The 19,415-nt window shown below is 34.3% G+C and carries 9 protein-coding genes; 7 read left to right on the top strand and 2 right to left on the bottom strand.

Annotated elements, in window-relative coordinates:
• Positions 1 to 276: 276 nt before the first annotated feature.
• The 4 genes from bglX (at position 277) to ACWGOQ_RS04135 (ending at position 8,763) form a co-directional block, all read left to right on the top strand.
• Positions 277 to 2,529: a beta-glucosidase BglX gene (gene bglX / locus ACWGOQ_RS04150; RefSeq protein ID WP_452056487.1), complete on the top strand. Its 2,253-nt coding sequence runs from the start codon at positions 277 to 279 to the stop codon at positions 2,527 to 2,529.
• A gap of 3 nt (positions 2,530 to 2,532) precedes the next feature.
• The gene (locus tag ACWGOQ_RS04145) at positions 2,533 to 4,806 is read left to right on the top strand and encodes a glycoside hydrolase family 3 N-terminal domain-containing protein (protein ID WP_452056380.1); all 2,274 of its coding nucleotides are present in this window, start codon (positions 2,533 to 2,535) and stop codon (positions 4,804 to 4,806) included.
• Positions 4,807 to 4,944: 138 nt separating this feature from the next.
• A complete protein-coding gene (locus ACWGOQ_RS04140) occupies positions 4,945 to 7,728 on the top strand; it encodes a helix-turn-helix and ligand-binding sensor domain-containing protein (RefSeq protein ID WP_452056381.1) in 2,784 nt (927 codons plus the stop codon).
• Positions 7,729 to 7,749: 21 nt separating this feature from the next.
• The gene (locus ACWGOQ_RS04135; protein WP_452056382.1) at positions 7,750 to 8,763 is read left to right on the top strand and encodes a LacI family DNA-binding transcriptional regulator; all 1,014 of its coding nucleotides are present in this window, start codon (positions 7,750 to 7,752) and stop codon (positions 8,761 to 8,763) included.
• A 2-nt stretch (positions 8,764 to 8,765) separates the two neighbouring features.
• Here ACWGOQ_RS04135 and ACWGOQ_RS04130 read toward each other — a convergent pair whose 3' ends face one another.
• The gene (locus ACWGOQ_RS04130; RefSeq protein ID WP_452056383.1) at positions 8,766 to 10,817 is read right to left on the bottom strand and encodes a kojibiose hydrolase; all 2,052 of its coding nucleotides are present in this window, start codon (positions 10,815 to 10,817) and stop codon (positions 8,766 to 8,768) included.
• A 166-nt stretch (positions 10,818 to 10,983) separates the two neighbouring features.
• The gene (locus ACWGOQ_RS04125; protein WP_452056384.1) at positions 10,984 to 12,015 is read right to left on the bottom strand and encodes a LacI family DNA-binding transcriptional regulator; all 1,032 of its coding nucleotides are present in this window, start codon (positions 12,013 to 12,015) and stop codon (positions 10,984 to 10,986) included.
• A gap of 716 nt (positions 12,016 to 12,731) precedes the next feature.
• Between ACWGOQ_RS04125 and ACWGOQ_RS04120 the strand changes: the two genes are divergently transcribed.
• The 3 genes from ACWGOQ_RS04120 (at position 12,732) to ACWGOQ_RS04110 (ending at position 19,328) form a co-directional block, all read left to right on the top strand.
• Positions 12,732 to 14,402, top strand: coding sequence for an alpha-glucosidase (locus ACWGOQ_RS04120; RefSeq protein WP_452056385.1), 1,671 nt, complete (start codon positions 12,732 to 12,734; stop codon positions 14,400 to 14,402).
• A gap of 282 nt (positions 14,403 to 14,684) precedes the next feature.
• On the top strand, positions 14,685 to 17,777 hold the full coding sequence (locus ACWGOQ_RS04115) for a SusC/RagA family TonB-linked outer membrane protein (RefSeq protein ID WP_452056386.1): 3,093 nt from the start codon (positions 14,685 to 14,687) through the stop codon (positions 17,775 to 17,777).
• Positions 17,778 to 17,789: 12 nt separating this feature from the next.
• Entirely contained in the window at positions 17,790 to 19,328 is a 1,539-nt protein-coding gene (locus ACWGOQ_RS04110; RefSeq protein WP_452056387.1) for a RagB/SusD family nutrient uptake outer membrane protein, read from the top strand.
• Positions 19,329 to 19,415 lie beyond the last annotated feature (87 nt).

Below are 19,415 nucleotides of genomic sequence, written 5' to 3'. Positions count from 1 at the left end.
ATAAGTATACCGTATTTGTACATAAAATGTTAAGATTGACATGTTGTTATTTATGATCGTGTATTGTTGTAAATTTATATGTGCCAACATTCAAAAATCTAAAATATTTATGTACGTTTTGCATAATGAGATGGTTAATATTTTGCAACGATGGAGAACAAAATATTTATTTTATCAATTCTAATCAATAACTAAATAAAAACAAGATCTGTGAAAGCTTTTAAAAAATCGAATAGTAAGAATGTTAATTTAATAATGATTGTAGGGTTTCTCTTTATGCTGCCGGGGTTTTGTTTTTCTCAAAATGCAGCAGGGAGTAAAAAATCATCTATTGATCTTGAAAAGAAAGTAGATTCTGTACTTTCATTAATGACATTAAAAGAAAAAGTAGGACAACTTGTATTATATAATGGGAGTTGGGATGTTACCGGACCTCCTTCTGATGTAGGTAGTAAGGAGAAGTATCAAAAACTAAAAAATGGAGAGGTTGGTGCTATGCTTAATGCCACGTCGGTTTCAGGAACTAAAGAATTACAAAAAACGGTAATGGAAAATTCAAGATTAAAAATACCGTTACTTTTTGGGTATGATGTCATACATGGTTTTAAGACCATTTTTCCAATTCCGCTTGGAGAAAGTGCAAGCTGGGATCTTGAAGCGATAAAAAAGTCTTCGTCCGTAGCAGCCAAAGAAGCAACAGCTTCGGGGATTAATTGGGCATTTGGACCGATGGTGGATATTTCCAGAGACGCCCGTTGGGGAAGAATTATGGAAGGAGCAGGAGAAGATCCTTTTTTAGCTTCAAAAATTGCTGTGGCAAGAATCCGAGGTTTTCAGGGCGATGATCTGTCTAAAAACAATACGTTAGCGGCATGTGCAAAACATTTTGCAGCTTACGGTTTTGCTGAAGGAGGAAGGGATTATAATACTGTAAGTATAGGTGAGTACGAGTTGCATAATACGGTCTTGCCTCCATTTAAGGCAGCAGTAGATGCTGGGGTGGCTTCTATGATGAGCGCCTTTAATGAAATTGATGGAATACCGGCAACCGGACATAAAGGATTGCAAAGAGATATTCTGAAAAATACTTGGAATTGGGATGGTTTTATAGTTTCAGATTGGGCGTCTATTGCAGAAATGATATTTCACGGGTATGCAAAAGATAAAACACACGCTGCAGAACTAGCGATCCAAGCTGGTAATGACATGGATATGGAAGGAAGAGCCTATGAGACAGGTTTAGAACAGTTGGTAAAAGATGGGAAAGTAGATGAGAAACTAATTGATGAAGCTGTCAAAAGAATACTTAGAGTTAAATTTAAATTAGGATTGTTTGATGATCCTTTTAAATATTGTGATGAAGAGCGAGAAAAAAATGACATTTATACAAAAGAACATTTAGAAGCTGCTAGAGAAGTAGCAAAAAAATCCATTGTTCTACTAAAAAATGACACTAATCTATTACCTCTTAAAAAAGATGTAAAAAGTCTAGCCGTTATCGGTCCATTGGCTGATGATAAAGATACTCCAATAGGAAGCTGGAGAGGGATGGCAACACCTAATTCTGCAGTTTCCTTATTAGAAGGGATTAAAAATGTAGTTGGACAAAGTGCAAAAATATCACACGCTAAAGGAGTGGAACTCGGAGTTGGTGAAAGAAGTTTTGTGCGTGATTTAAAGGTGAACCGAGATGATTTTACAGGTATTGAAGAGGCGGTAAAAATCGCAAAAGGTGCAGAAGTAGTGATTTTAGCTATTGGGGAAGAAGCTTTTCAATCAGGAGAAGCCAGAAGTCAGGTGAGTATAGAACTTACAAAGCCTCAACAAAAGCTATTTGAGGCTGTGTATGCGGTAAATAAAAACATTGTAGTTGTTCTGATGAATGGTCGGCCAATGGCAATAAGTAATATTGCCGAAAAAGCACCTTCGATAGTTGAGACCTGGCATTTGGGATCATCATCTGGTAGCGCAATAGCAGATGTACTATTTGGTGATTATAATCCTTCTGGAAAACTACCAGTTTCTTTTCCGAGACATGCAGGCCAGATACCATTATATTATAATGTAAAAAATACAGGAAGACCTTCAAACCCAGATGGAATGGTGTTTTGGTCCCACTATACCGATGAGAAAAACGATGCTTTGTTTCCATTTGGACATGGGTTAAGCTATACTTCTTTTGAGTATAAAGATTTTAAAATAAGTGCTCCATCTTTTACTTCTGGAGGAAGTATATCGGTTTCTGTTACATTGACAAATACTGGTGAGAGAAAAGGAAAAGAAGTTGTGCAATTATATATTCGTGATTTAATAGGTAGTTTAACCAGACCTGTAAAAGAATTAAAAGGTTTTGAATTAGTTGAGTTAGCACCTAAGGAAAGTAAAACAATAACTTTTAAGATTAATGAAGAGATGATCCAGTTTTATACAGTAAATAAAAAATGGGAAGCAGAACCTGGTGATTTTAAAATATTTATAGGAGGGAGTTCCGTTACGGATAGTGAAGTTGATTTTACTTTTAAAAAATAAATAATGCAGAAATTATATATAGTGTTACTGACTTTAATTGTGGTAAGTTGTACATCAGAATCAAATAATGATAATAAAAAGTCTATGTCAGAAGGACCAGCAATAAATTCAGAAACAGATACAAAAGTAGCAACATTACTTTCTGAGATGACCTTAGAAGAAAAGGTAGGGCAGATGACACAGATTACACTGGATGTTGTGACCAAAAGCGATAATCAATACAGTTCATCCCAACCTTATCAATTAGACTCTGCATTGGTTCATAAGGCGATTCATACCTACAAAGTTGGTTCTATTCTTAATACTCCGGGAGTACCTTTGTCAAGAGAAGATTGGTATACTACTATTAAAACTTTTCAGGATGAAGCAGCAAAAACACCAAGAAAGATTCCGATTATTTATGGAATCGATGCTATTCACGGGGTTAATTATACCACCGGAGCCACGTTATTTCCTCAGCAAATAGGACTAGCAGCAACATTTAATAAAGATTTGGTGAAAGAAGTGGCAAAAATTTCTGCCTATGAAACCAGGGCGTCTTCAATTCCTTGGAATTTTTCTCCAGTTTTAGGTTTAGGAAGAAATCCTCTATGGCCGCGATTGTGGGAAACCTTTGGAGAAGATGTTTACTTAGGAAAAACATTAGGAGTTGCTATGGTAGAAGGGTATCAGGGAACCTTGGGAGATCCAAATACTGTAGCCTCTTGTATGAAGCATTATTTAGGGTATAGTGTTCCCCTTTCTGGTAAAGACCGTACACCTGCTTGGATACCGGAAAGAGAACTAAGACAATACTTTTTACCAGCATTTAAAGAGGCAGTAGATGCAGGATCGGTTACGTTAATGATCAATTCGGGAGAAATTAACGGGGTTCCGGTACATGCCAGCAAGTTTTTATTAACAGATGTATTACGAGAAGAATTGGGTTTTGATGGAATTGCGGTTACAGACTGGGCGGATATCAATTATCTTCACACACGACATAAAGTGGCCGAAACAATAAAAGATGCAATTAAAATGTCTGTCAATGCAGGAATAGACATGAGTATGGTGCCACATGATTTTGAATTTGCTGAGCTATTAGTCGAACTCGTAAAAGAAGGAAGTGTTTCGGAAGAAAGAATTAATAGTGCAGTTTCTCGAATACTGAAAGTTAAAATGCAATTAGGGTTGTTCGAAAACCCTGTGACAAATCCAAAGAATTATCCAGATTTTGGATCTGATAAATTTGCTGCGGTAAGTAAAGAGGCCGCTTTAGAGTCTTTTACCTTATTAAAAAACAACGATAGTATACTACCTCTTAAAAAAGGAACCAAAATATTAATTACTGGCCCAACGGCGAATACGATGAGGTCACTTAATGGAGGTTGGTCTTATAATTGGCAAGGAAGTGAAGCAGATATCTATGCTAATGATAAGAATACCATTGCAAAAGCTTTTGGAAGTTTTGAGAATGCCACTTTTGTGCAAGGTGTTTCTTTTAGTGAAAAAAAGAATATCGATGCAGCAGTAAATGCAGCCAGACAAAGTGATGTGGTGCTATTATGTTTAGGTGAAAACTCCTATACAGAAACACCAGGAAATATAAACTCTATTATGATGCCAAAGGATCAGATCGAATTGGCAAAAGCACTTTCTAAAACAGGGAAGAAAATAGTTCTCGTTTTATTAGAAGGAAGACCTATTATTTTTAGCGAAATAGAGCCGTTAGTCGATGCGGTTTTTATGGGATATCTGCCCGGTAATTATGGAGCCGATGCTTTAGTAGATTTGTTATATGGAGTAGAAAATCCATCAGGTAGATTACCAATAAATTATCCGAAACATCCACACGCATTCGTGAATTATAATCATAAACATTCCGACAATATTGCAGTTCCAAATTATTATGAATCGGATTACGATCAACAATACGAATTCGGAGATGGGTTGTCATATACTAATTTTGAATATACTAATTTATCATTAAGTGCTTCGGAAATGGATCAAAACGGATTGATTGAGGTTTCTGTAGATGTTACTAATACAGGAGCAAGAAAAGGAAAAGAAGCGGTGTTGCTTTTTGTTAGCGATCTATACGCTAGCATTACACCAGAGGTTCGTGCACTAAAAGGGTATGAAAAGATAGTACTGGAAGCTGGTGCGTCTAAACAGGTTTCATTTACAATTACCAAAGATGCGCTGTCTTTTGTTAATGAAAAATTAGAAACAGTTGCCGAACCCGGTGATTTTGAAATTAAAATTGGCGAATTAAAGAAAAAAATAATGCTTAAATAATTGTCAAGTTTAGATGTCTGAATTTTTTAATGAATTCATATGGATTATTTTTTAATATGCTGTAAACTACTTGTCTGTAAAACTTGTTAAGATTTTAATGGTATATTTGATAAGCTTACGTATGTAAAAACTCTTCTAATGTATCGTCTTTTAGTAATTTTTTATTGTTTGTCCTTATCGGTTTTTGCACAATCCATAAGTAATAAAACACTGCCTAAAATCACCCATTATGACACTAAAAACATGGGGTTTAATGCGCAGTCATGGGATATCAAGCAAGATAAGAGTGGGTTGATTTATATTGCTAATGGCCCAGAGGTTTTGATATTTGATGGTACCGATTGGACTTCTGTAGCAACGAACCCTGAAATGGTCAATAGAAGTTTGTTTGTTAAGAATAAAGACACCATTTATTTTGGAGCAGATGGGCACCACGGAATATTAATAAAAGATAATACCGATTATGAGGTACAACTGTTAAGGAATAATAAAAAGGATGTTGCTGCAGACATAGAAGAATACTGGAGAACACATTATATTGATGATGAAATTATTTTTCAGACATTCAGGAATTTATATGTAAACCAAGGTAATATAATCACGAAAATACCTGCCCCTTATCGTTTTAAATGGAGCTACCAGGTAGATGATCAGATATATGTTAATGATCTCAAATATGGGGTGTTCAGATTGCAAGAGACCAACTTACTACCTGTAGTAAGCGATGCTGACTTAAATGAGAATATTATTGGAGTTACAAAAGTAAATGGAGAGTTAATTGTCATTACGGATACAAAAGGACTTTATAAACTTTTTAATAATGCTTTAGTTCCTATAAATTTCACAACATCTGATGAAATTCAAAAGGCGCAGATTTTTTCCTTTCTTAAACTTACTGATAGCAGAATAGCGCTGGGTACTGTTTCTAATGGTCTTTATATTTTGGACCTTCAATCAGGAAGAACAGAGAATATCAACAAAAGAAATGGGTTGCAGAATAATACAATTCTTTCTATATATCAGGATGATGAAGACAATCTTTGGTTAGCATTAGACTATGGAGTCGATCATATAAAACTAAATTCACCTCTTACTTACTATTATGATCATTATGGGGAATTGGGAACCACGTATGCAGTTGTAAAAGAAGAAAAACTTTCTTATCTGGGAACGAATCAGGGCCTTTATGTTACAAATAATGATCCTTCAAATTCTAATAATGAGTTTGAATTATTGTTGAATGGACAAGTGTGGAATATAGAAGAAGTCGATGGTAAGATTTATGTCGGACACGATAAAGGAGCATATGCGTTAGAAGGAAAAATTCTAACCAAAATGGGAGAGGATTTAGGCGCCTGGAATTTTAGAAACTATCTTCAGTCCGGCCACAGCAATGTTATTGTTTCGGGGAATTATAATGGTGTTTCTGTGTATGAAAAAATTGATAAACAATGGAAAGAATATAAACTAAAGGGTTTCGAAAAATCAGGAAGATTTTTGGAAGTTGATGAAGACAATAATCTCTGGGTCGCTATAAGCACTGATGGTGTTTTTAAGTTTGGTTTAGATTTTGATGCTAAAACGTTGATAAACCAGGACTTTTATCCAGTCAGCGATTTTGGTGGGAGAAAAATTTCACTTTCAAAAATTGAAAATGAAATTATTATTACTTCAAATTTTCATTCATATACATTCAACAACAAAGAAAATACTTTTATAAAATCTGAAATAGGTACGAATCGTGGTTATGCTCCCCGAATATTAAAAAGAGGAGATGAGACATGGTATCTCGAAAATGATAAAGTAGTTGTAGAGGACATAAATGGCCTAACGGTACTTCATGAGCTTAAGGATCAATTAGTGCCCGATGTACTTAATGTTTTTTCTTTGACTGAAGAGCATAAAATCATTCCTGTCTTTAATGGTTTTGCCATGCATTCTAAAAATAGAAAAACAAATTCAGAAAGAATACGAAGCGATATTCTTATTCGGGATTTTGTTTCTGTAAATAGTGGTAGATCCTATGTTTCTGGTGCCGAAATTCCATTTTCTGATAATGATCTGAAGATCAATTATGCTCTTCCTATTTATGGTCACCAAATAGAGTATCAAACTAGGCTCAATGACCAGGAATGGAGTAAAAAAACTACCGCTACAGAGAAAACATTATTTAATCTGATCGAAGGAGATTATACGTTTAAAATAAGAGCAAAATACAATGAGGATTTTAGAGAAAGCAATTTTAATTTTAGCATAAAACCACCAATTTATAGAACCCATTTGGCTTATCTTTTATATCTGCTCCTATTTTTAATGTTAATTGTTTCGGTAATTGGGATTAACCGATATAAAATGAAGAAACAAGAAAAGTTCTTATTAGAGGAAAAAGCTAGAAAACTAAAAAAACAGGAAGAGGAACATAGAGCTCAAAAATTAGAACAAGAACATAAAATTATTGAACTAAATAACTCTAAGTTACAAGATGAGATAAAAGCAAAAAGTAGAGAGCTAACCCAGATTGCATACGTAAACTTAAACAAAAACAAAATACTTAAGAAAATAAAGGATAAAATTATTAAAGTACAAGATGCTTCACCACAAAAACTACCAACAAATAGTTATAACGAATTGGTTAGATTAGTAGATTATTATATTACGGATAAGGAAAGTAAGCTATTCGAAATTAATTTTGATAAATCTCATCAGGAGTTTTATGAGAAACTTTCTAAAAACTATCCAAATCTTACTTCCAAGGACTTAAGGCTTTGTGCATACCTGAAAATGAACCTCTCTTCTAAAGAAATAGCACCACTATTAGGAATAAGTTCACAAAGTGTAGATGTTAGCAGGCATAGATTAAGAAAAAAGCTTAATTTAGGCTCCAAAGATAATTTGACTAATATTCTTATAAGTCTTAAGTAAGAAATTTCTAATAGTAAGATCATGAGGAAAAAGGTTACCCTAAAACAACTTGCAAAAGAATTGAACTTATCCATCTCAACGGTTTCAAAATCTTTAAAAAACGATTCTGAAATAAGCGAGAAGACCATTAATAGAGTTCATGAATTGGCTAATTTTTATAATTATAAACCTAATGCATTAGCGGTAAGTTTAAAAAGTAATAAAACGAACACAATCGGAGTGTTACTGCCAGAAATTTTGAATCATTTCTATGCTAAAGTATTATACGGGATAGAACAGGAAGCCTCCAAAAACGGATATAAGATTGTTACCTGTATCACTAATGAATCTTACAAAAAAGAAGTAGAATATTTAGAAATACTTAATTATAGTAGTGTCGATGGCTTTATTTTGGCGTTGAGCAAAGAAACACAAATGCTTAATAAACTAGATCATTTTAAAGATTTAAAAAGAGACAATGTGCCCTTAATAATGTTTGACCGGGTTAGTGATGAAATAGATTGTGATAAGGTCATAGTAGACGATAAAGATGCATCAAAAACTGCAGTTAGGCATTTAATAAATACAGGGTGCAAAAAAATAGCAGTAATCTCTACTATCTTTGACTTAAGTGTTGGTAAGTTAAGGTTAGAAGGAGCTCGCGAAGAAGTCGCCACTAATAAAGATGTGTCATTAATAGAATTACCAATAAAAAATATCGAAACTGAAGAAAAAGAAATAGAGTCATTTCTTGAAAATAATGAAATTGATGCAGTGCTAGGATTAGATGAGACCGCTGCTGCGATAGCGATAAACATGTCCAATAAATTAGGGTATAAAATACCAGAAAAAATCTCCGTAATTGGTTTTACTGATGGATTGTTGTCTAAACATTCATATCCGAAATTAACATCAATATCTCAACACGCAGAGGAACTAGGTGCTAAAGCGGCAAAAATGTTGGTTGAACGTTTGTCTAAAGGCTCAGAGAATACTGATAAAGCAAAAACAGAAATTGTTAAGACCTCATTAATTCTAAGAGATTCCACAAATTAATGTTATTGTACTACAAATGTTTTCTTTTGTGGTCCAACTCCGGTGATAGTTAATTTGTTCCAAACCTTTGGTAGTATTGGATTTTTCTGAATAATCCCTTCATTTGTAAGGTGTAATCCTCCAAAACCAAATAATACAGTTTGCAACATTCCTCCGGCACCGGTAGCAAAATAGGGATTGTTGCTCGTAGCGGATTCAGCAAGTGCTCCAAAAGGAGGTCTTTTATTGGGTTTGTAACTTCTTTTAAAAAGCCTAAAAGCATTTTCTGCATCACCTAAACGCGCATAGATAACGGCAAACACACTTTGTGCCATGGCAGGACCTTCTGCAGCAAGTTTGGGTTCATAATAAGATAAATCCTTTAAAATTGTATTTTTATCCGATATGATATCTAAGGGATAGGCCAATAAATTTACATCCGCTTGTTTTATCCGATTCCCATTATAAGAACTATGTTCTTTAGTAGTTCCATCTTCAAATTTATGAATGGTAATATTTTCAGCAACCTGATTCCAGATGCTTTTTGATGTTACTCCTAATTCTTTTGCAGCAAGTGAGGCGTATCGTAAACAAGTAATGGCAGAGCCATTGGTAAAAGCATTATCATCAACATTAGGTGCAAACTCATTAGCGCCTACTACATTTTTGATCGAATAAGACCCATTAACATTTTTGGTGGCTCGGCTTACCCAATAATCAGCTACCTCTTTTAGTAGAGGAAATCCTCTTTCTCGGAGCCATTGCTTGTCTTTGGTAACACTGTAGTAATTCCAGAAAGCAATACCAACATCTGCAGTTATATGGTGCTCAAAGGTTCCAGTTAAAGCCCAAGCAGGAGTAGCCTCTTCTCCAGTATCATCACTTTCCCAAGGAAACATAGCTCCTTTATATCCAAAATTCACTGCTTTTCTTTTTGCAGCATCAAGTCGGTCAGATCTATAGTTAACCAGTGATCGGGCAATACCCTGATTTAAAACCAGTAATGGAGGAAACATCCATAACTCAGTGTCCCAAAAAATATGCCCATTATAGTTTTGAGAACTTAGCCCCATTGGAGCAATACTGAGATTAGAGTCGGCTCTGGAGAATGCATAAAGATGATACAACGCTAACCTTACATCTAATTGCGACTGTAAATCGCCCTCTATAATGATATCGCCTTTCCAGAGATCTTTCCATAAATCTTTATGCTGGGACAATAAATCTTTTCTTGGTGTTAATAAATTAAAAATTACAAAACGCTCGCTTTCACTTTGAGGATCAAAAAAATCTTGTGTAGAACATTGGGCAGCAGTCCACGCAAATTCATAGAGCTTATCTTTTTTTATTTTTTTTTCAAATGACAATTGGTTTTCATATTCAGAAGTTTTGGTATGAATCAATTCTGGTCGCTGTTCTTCTCGTGTAGAGTTTATATCATGCCATATAAATGTTGCAGATGTTCCTACTGTATGTCTGCCTAGTCTACTTTTTGCAACGGTCTGTAAAATAGGCATAGTAGTTTCTGCATCTTTTAGTATTCTAAATGTACTTAAAGGATTTTGGTATTCTTTAGGAGGTTCGATTTTCCCAATCATCTTTATATCAATATCCTGAAAAGCTTTAATTTCAAAATCTATATAAGCAGCGTAGGGTACATTTCTAAGAGCATAAAGTGTGTAAGAAATTTCAGCAATTGAATTGTAATTAAATGAAGTAGTAAAACTAGCTTCTTTCATGTTCAATGTTTGTTTCCAATTACTAGTATTGTCATTATTTAGTTTAGTATCGTTAATGAATAAATCAAAGTTTCCAAAGTTCATTCCTAAAAGTATCTTACTAACACCAAGAGGGGATTCTTTGTCATATACATTATTAAGGATAACTTTATCAGTCTGTAAAATGTTTGCAGAAGGTAGAATACCGATTCTTCCATTAGCAGATACAATACCTGTGTAATTTTGATTAGTAGTAGTAGATAAGGTCCACCCATTTTTTTGTGCTACTACAGAAGTAACAGTAAAAAGTAGAATAGATGTTAAGACGTGAATAGTTGTAGTAATCTTTAGCAGCATAATAGCAGTTGTTAGTGAAGCAAAAAAAATTAATCTAAATACGCTATACAATGTACTAAACAAATTTTGAAAAACTAAATTCAGAAAAACCAATGAAATAAAACAACCCTTTGTATTGTTGTTTTATTAAAGAAAATTGATATTTTTCTGAAACTAAGCGAGATTTTTAAGTACTCTCTCGTTCAGTAAGTTTAGTTTCAAGAACAATGATTTTTTTTTGATGATCCATATCATCAGGTTCATTAAATTGGTTTATTAGAAGTTCTGCAGCTTTTTGACCCATTTCGAAGCTAGGTTGTGATACACACGTTAGTGTTGGGACAAATATTTCTCCAAAACCAAGGTCTCCAAAACCGATGACAGCGACTTCTTCTGGTATTTTCTTGTCCAAATTTAATAAGGTTTTCATTGCCAACAGACCATAATTATCAGTGCATGCAAAAACGGCATCCGGGGTAATGGATAAACATTTAAAAAAATCTAAGATTTCTTTATCTTCAAATGCTCTGTCTAGCGAATTGCAATGCAAAACTAATTCTTCATATACTGGAATTTCATACTTTGTTAATGCATTTATAAACCCTTTGTATCGATTTTGAAAAACCTTTTTTTGCTTAATCCCACCGATAAATGCTATTTTTTTCTTTCCTTTTTTGATTAAAAATTCCACAGCAGAAAATGAAGCTTTTTCATCATCAATCATCACGTGATCCGCTCCAGAAACCTGTTTTCCTATATTATCAAATAACACCATTGGTATTCCTTTATCTACCAAATCATTAAAATGAGCAATATTTTCAGTTTCGTGAGTAGGAGACAGAATGATACCATCTATAAGACCTTTTTCAAAAGAAATAAGATTTTCTTTTTCAAATTCATATGAATTTCTTGACGAACTAATGAGTATTTTATAATCATGTTTTCTGGCATATTGATCGATCCCTCTACATACTTCAATAAAAAAAGGTTCATCATATCGTGGGATCAATACACCAATAATATAAGTCTTGCCAGAACTAAGACTTTTGGCAATTTGATTGGGCATATAGCCCATCAACTTTGCTGTGCTAAATACTTTTTCACGTGTGCTTTCTTTAACTCTCGGGTTTTCATCCAATGCACGAGAAACTGTTGCTATAGAAATGTTTAGTTTTCTTGCGATATCCTCAAGCCTAACTCTTCTTTTTTTAGAACCCATTAAAATTATTATTAAAAAATTATCAATGAATCTTTAATTTTGCTAAAAAAACAATAATACAAACGCTTGTATTTATTTTATTAGAAGATTTACTTTTCTGAAATGCCATTTGTTTTGTTATTTGTACTAGAATTAACTTGTAAAAAATTAATGACACTGAAATCTATAGAACGTATAAGTTTATGAAAGCTTCCCCAAAATTAAGTGTTCAAATTTCCTATTTGATGTTTCTATGCTAATTTATGATAAATAATGTTAAAATATTAATTCTTTTAAGAAATTGAAATCTAGTTTGATAAGAATTTTATGAACTGTTTCTTCACAATCAGGAAGAAAAATGTTAAGTTTATGTCTATATAAAATCTATACTTAATCGATTTAGTTCTTTCAAAATTGTCTGGTTTTATAAGTGCGATTTATGAGTTATAACATTGATTTTTAGGAAATTAAAATAGTAATGTAATAGTTTTTATTGAATTGTATAGGTAATGTAAAGGTTTAGGTGTTTGAAATTCTATATAAATAATATTGTATTATATTGTAGTTTTGTTAAAAATTATGTTTAAAATACGTTAATAATGGTTTGTTTTAACGATTTTTTTGAGAAAATGATTTTTCACAATGGTTTTGAAAGAGTTTTAGATAAATCATTGTTGCAATCTTGTCTAAATCGATATTGAAGTTAAAAATATTGTATAATGTTAAAATTATATTAGGTGAAGCTTACTTGGTTTAGAAAAGGAACTATTTATCAAATATATCCTCGCAGTTTTAATGATAGTAATAATGATGGAGTTGGAGACTTGAGAGGTATAATCGAGAAATTAGATTATTTAAAAAGTTTACATATTGATATTATATGGTTAAGCCCCATTTTTAGTTCTCCAAACGACGATAATGGATATGATATAAGTGATTATTGTGCTATTATGCCTGAGTTTGGAACTATGGATGATTTTGATGAATTATTGATAGAGACGCATAAAAGAGGAATTCGACTGATATTGGATTTAGTAGCTAATCATTGTTCCGATGAGCATATGTGGTTCGAAGAAGCTAAAAAATCTAAAATGAATCCGTATAGAGAGTATTTTCATTGGAGAAAACCAGCTGTGGATGGTGGGCCGCCTAACAATTGGAAGTCTTTCTTCGGAGGGAGTGCTTGGGAGTTTGATGAAACTTCAGGGGAGTATTATTTGCATCTGTTTACCAAAAAACAACCCGATCTTAATTGGGAAAATCCTAAGGTGAGAGAGGAAATTTATGATGCTATGCGTTTTTGGTTAGATAAAGGAGTCGACGGATTTAGAATGGATGTGATCCCGTTGATATCAAAACCTGTTGGTTACCCAGATGCATCGGATATTGGATTCAGAAAGATCATTGAAAATGTATATGCAAACGGTCCGACTCTTCATCAATATTTAAGAGAAATGAATGAAAAAGTTATAGCGAGATACGACGCTTTTTCTTTGGCAGAAGGTGTAGGAGTTAATGAAGAAATCGCTGGACTCTATGTGAATGAAGATAGAAATGAGTTGGATATGTTGTATCATTTTGATGTTCTGGAGTGCACCATAGTTAATGGGAAATTTGAGGAATCATCTTCATTTGATTTGGTTCAAATGAAAAATATATTCAAAAAATGGAGAGATGCTGTACATGAAACTGGTTGGATAGCAAATGCTATGGGAAACCACGATTTTGCACGAATGGTATCAAGATTTGGAAATGATAAGCGTTATCGTTCAGAGTCTGCAAAGATGTTAATGACAATGTTGTCTACTCAAAATGGCACATTAACTATATATCAGGGCGATGAAATTGGCATGACCAATGTTTCTTTGCAAGATGTCAATGAAGTAAGAGATGTACAATCTTTGAATTTTTACGAAGAAAACAAAACAACCAAAAGATATCCGGAAGAATTGGCCTTGGAAATGATCAACAATGAAGGTAGAGATAATGCTAGAACACCAATGCAGTGGAATGATGAAATAAATGGAGGTTTTTCTGTTAAAGAGCCTTGGTTAAAAATAAATCCGAATTATGTACATATTAATGTTCAGAATCAGGAAAAGGATTCTGATTCTGTGTTGAATTTTTATAGAAACGTACTAAGTATTCGAAAAAAGCATGATGTTTTTGTATATGGAAATTTTAAAGAGATATCGTTTAATAATCCAAATCTCTATATATACGAAAAAACCCTTAACGAAAATAAAATAATGGTTATGCTAAATTTTAGCAGTATAGAAGAGTTGTTTATTTCTGAAAAGGACCTGAAGGAAGCTGATATTCTTGTAAATAATTATAAAAATCTCGATACAGATCGAAATAAGGTATTGCTAAAACCATACCAAGGAGTGATCTTAGGTATAAAATAATAGTTAGATATAACAAATATGGATCAAGTAGAAAGTGAAATTAGTTTTTGTTTGTTAGCGAAGGAGTTTTTCTGATAGTACTCCTTTATAAGAGGTAACATAGGGGCATCTTAAACTGGTAACTTTTATTTTCAAAATGTTTATTTGTAGTTACTAAATACGTCAATTGTTCTAATAAGACTGCGATGCCTCTGTTACTTTTTTAAGAAAAATTAAAATTTTTAACGATAAAAGTAGCAATAATTAACAACTAAATATTTAAATTTAATCAAACTCTAAATTATGAAAAGTATGATACTCAAAAAACTCATGTTTCTTTTTGTATTTATCTCGGGGAATATGATGTTTGCACAAATCACGGTTACAGGAGTGGTTTCTGATGCAAACGGTCCAGTACCAGGGGTAAATGTTCTTGTAAGGGGAACCCAAAATGGAGCGATTTCTGATTTTGATGGAAATTACACGCTAAACAATGTACCGGAAGACGCTACATTAATTTTTAGTTATGTAGGTTTCCAAACCAAAGCAGTGTCAGTTAATGGTCAAACAGTCATCAATGTTACTATGACAGAAGATGCCGCTCAGTTAGAAACTGTAGTGGTAATTGGATATGGAACACAATCTATTAAAGATGCAACCGGTTCGGTGGCAGTTGTTACATCCGAGGATTTTAACAGAGGAAATATTGTCTCTCCAGAAGAGCTGATCCAAGGTAAAACTGCCGGTGTGCAGATTACACAAAATAGTGGTGAGCCTGGGGCAGGAGTAGCACTTAGAATTAGGGGTACCACCTCTGTTCGATCTAATAATAATCCTTTATTTGTAGTAGATGGAGTTCCACTAGCCGGAGATGATACTGCTGCAGGAGGTGCTGACTTAGGAATCGGAACGAGTTCTGCTAGAAACCCATTAAATTTCCTAAATCCCAATGATATAGAAAGTGTAAGTATTCTGAAAGATGCTTCTGCAACTGCAATATATGGATCAAGAGGTGCTAATGGAGTCGTTATTATTACAACAAAAGCAGGTAGAGGAGCTCCTAAGGGGGTTTTTGAGTATTCTTCTTCTATAAGCATTGCTAAGCCGGCAGAAGAATTTGATTTATTAAATAGAGAACAATACCTGGCTGCAATAGATCAGTTTGGAGGAAATGTTTCAGCTCAGGATTTTGGAGCTAATACTAATTGGCAAGATGAAATTACCAGACAATCAGAATCTATAAATAACAGTTTGTCATATTCTCATAATTATAACACAGGAAATGTAAGAGCTTCTTTTGGATATGGAAAGCAATTTGGTGTGGTTAAGAAAAGTTCATTAGAAAGAATAACTGGAAGGATCAATGCTACGCATAGATTTTTCAATGACAAATTGAAATTAAATCTACAAGGTACTTTATCAAGAGTCAATGACGAAGCGCCACCAATTACGAATAATGCAGGGTTTCAAGGAGATTTATTGGGAGCAGCTTATTCCGCAAACCCAACTTGGCCAGCTTCAACAGGTTTTGTGCCTGGAGGATCAAATATAAATCCCTTGGCATTGCTGAATTTTAGCCAAAATGAAACTAAGACGAATAGATATTTAGTTAATTTTTCAGCAGATTATAGCATTACACAAGAGTTGAGTGCCAAAGTAACTTTAGGGTATGATAACTCTGAGTCCACCTCTATAAATGTATTATCTAGTGAAATCACAGGGTTTAATAATGGAGCTCCAGGGAATGGAAGAGGAGCCCTTAATGATATTGATGTAGAAAATCAATTATTAGAGGTAACATTGAACTACGAAAAAGAATTCGGTAACTCTAAACTTTCTGCGTTGGCCGGTTTTTCTTATCAAGAATTTGCTAGAAGTGGTAGAACCGTTCAGGGTTTTGGATTTAACACAACGAATTTAGACCAAATGGGCGATAGTCTAGAAGCCTCTGCTAATTTAATCGAAAGTTCTATAGAGGGATCTTACCAACAATATGGAGTAGCACCCAATGGATCGTTCGTAAACAGATTATTTCCTGAAATATTACAAGGTGATGTCTTAAATGCACCGGCAATACCATTGACATCAGTATTAGGTGACACCTTTGATTTTACGGATGAGCTACAATCTTTCTTTGTGAGAGGTACCTATACAATAGCAGATAAATATATTTTAACAGCTACTGTTCGTGCAGATGGTTCTACGCGATTCGGACCAAATAATACTTATGGGTATTTTCCATCTGGTGCATTTGCCTGGAAACTAGATCAAGAAGATTTTGTTGGAGATGCTTTTTCAACTCTAAAATTAAGACTTGGTTACGGGATCACTGGTAATCAGGATGGACTTGGTTTTGGTAATTTTACAATCAGACGTAGATTTATTGCAGGAGGAATTGCTCAAGATGGAGTAATCAATGCCCCAGGAACAAGTCGTGTGTCTTTTGAAGATCCTAATTTACAGTGGGAGGAAACTAGTCAAGCGAATGTGGGTATCGACTTTGGTTTCTTTGGAGATCGATTAACAGGAACTATTGATGTTTATCATAAAGATACTCAGGAGTTATTATTGAGTATTCCAAATGCACAACCGACTCCGCAACCATTCAATTTTACAAATATAGATGCGAATGTTATTAACCAAGGAGTAGAATTTTCTATTAATTATGACATACTTCAACAGCAAGATTTAAATTGGAATTTTGGATTTAACATTGCGTATAATAAAAATGAACTTCAAAATTTTGATGGACAGATTCCATCCGGACAAATTAGTGGACAAGGATTAACCGGTGCTTTTTCTCAACTTCTGGCAGAAGATCAACCGCTGTTCTCGTATTACTTAAGAGAGTTTGCAGGATTTGATGCTAATGGACAATCTATTTATCCTAATGGAGATGTACAAGAATTTGTTGGCAAAAGTGCTTTACCCGATATCAATGTTGGTATCTCTACTTCTTTTGATTATAAAAACTGGGATGCCTCACTATTTTTCGCGGGTCAGTTTGGACATTATATCTATAATAATACAGCAAATGCATTTTTTACCGCTGGTAGTATCAACGGAGGAAGAAATGTTACAACAGATGTTTTAACGAATGGAGAATCTGCTGCTAATGCCCCTGATGTGTCTACACGTTTTCTCGAAAAAGGAGATTTCTTAAGATTACAAACGGCTTCTTTAGGGTATAATTGGCCATTATCTGGAGAGGGAGTTTTTAAAAGCCTACGTATTTTTGCAACAGGACAAAATCTTTTTGTAATTACAGACTACAGTGGTTTAGATCCTGAGGTAAATGTAAGCGCACCACTTAATGGAGTCCCAACAGCGGGAATTGATTATACAGCCTTTCCAAGACCGAGAACCTATACATTTGGATTAAATGCAACGTTTTAAAAAATTAAGATTATGAAAGAAAAGAAATTTAAATTCGGATTATCGGCATTCATGTCAATAATACTATTGATCTCCTGTACAGACCTGGAGATAGAACCTACAGATTCGGTAATCGAAAACCTTACAGGTGAGTTTACTGGAGTTGGAGATGTAGATGCCGCCATAGGTAATGTGTACAATGCAGTATATGGTCAGATTGGGGATCAACAAAACTTGTATGCTCTAAACGAGGTAACTTCTGATGAGCTTTTAGTGCCCACAAGGGGAACAGATTGGGGAGATAATGGGTTGTGGAGAAATTTACACGAACATACTTGGACGGCAATTCACCCATTCGTACTAGGAAATTGGAATAACTTAAATACGAATGTTTTTAATACTACTGAGATTATTGACGCAAGAAGTGGTGCCGATGCTGCGCAATTGGCAGAGGCTAAGTTTTTAAGAGCATTTAGTATGTTTTGGATACTGGATATGTATGGACAAGTGCCATTTAGAGAAGCCGATGAAGGGCCAGAAATTGACCCAATAGTACTTACAAGAACGGAGGCAGTTGATTTTGTGATCACTGATCTTACTGAGGCGATACCCGATTTACCTGTTGTGGGGCCTAGTACATCAACTAATAAAGCATCAAGAGCAGCAGCAAATTATTTGTTAGCTAAAGTACTCCTGAACAAGCATATTTATAATGGATCCGGAACACCGGATGCAGCTGATATGACTGCTGTGGTAAATGCGGTTGATGCTATTGCGGCTGATGGTTATGGATTACAAGCAGGTTATTTTGAAATTTTTGAAGAGAGTGTAGATACTGAAACTATTTGGTTTGCCGAAACAGGTGTTGGAAACAGAATCTGGAACGGATTACACTATAATCAAAATGCACCCGGTAATGATGGTGGTGGTTGGAATGGCTGGTCTACCTTGGCGGAATTTTATGATTTATTTGAAGGAGACCCCAACATCAATATACCTGGAAGTGGACAAGAAGAGCGAAGAGGATTTGTACCAACCGATGGATCTAACTTGGGTATTGGATTTGGTTTTTTAATTGGACAACAATATGATGAAACCGGAGCTCCAATGACAGATAGACCGGGACAACCACTAGTGTTTACCAAAGAGTTCCCTGGATTATTAGGAAATGATGAGCGTACTGGAATTAGAACTATAAAATATCATCCAGAGAATGGATCTTTTGCCAATCACGAGATTGTATTTAGATATGCTGATGCACACTTAATGAAAGCAGAAGCAATTTTTAGAGGAGGAACTTCAGGAGATGATGCGCTAACCTTAATAAATGATTTGAGAGCCATTAGAAATACCTCTACTAGTTTGACTGCCTTAACAGAGCAAGACATATTAGATGAAAGAGGAAGAGAGTTGTATAAAGAATTTTGGAGGCGTAATGATCAAATCCGTTTTGGAAAATTTGCAGAGCCTTGGGGTTTGAAAAGTAGCACAGAGGATTTTAGAGTATTGTTCCCAATTCCCGATACTGCATTACTGTCTAATCCTAATTTAACACAAAATCCTGGTTACTAACATATTAAATTGCTAAGATTTGTTAGAGCAGAGCCCTTCAACCATTGAAGGGCTCTGCTAATTAAAGTATTTGAACCAAAGACTTAC

The sequence above is a fragment of the Aquimarina ulvae genome, assembly GCF_053613295.3.
The sequence above is the reverse complement of the archived record's forward strand: the minus strand, read 5'-3'. Positions and strand labels throughout refer to the sequence as shown.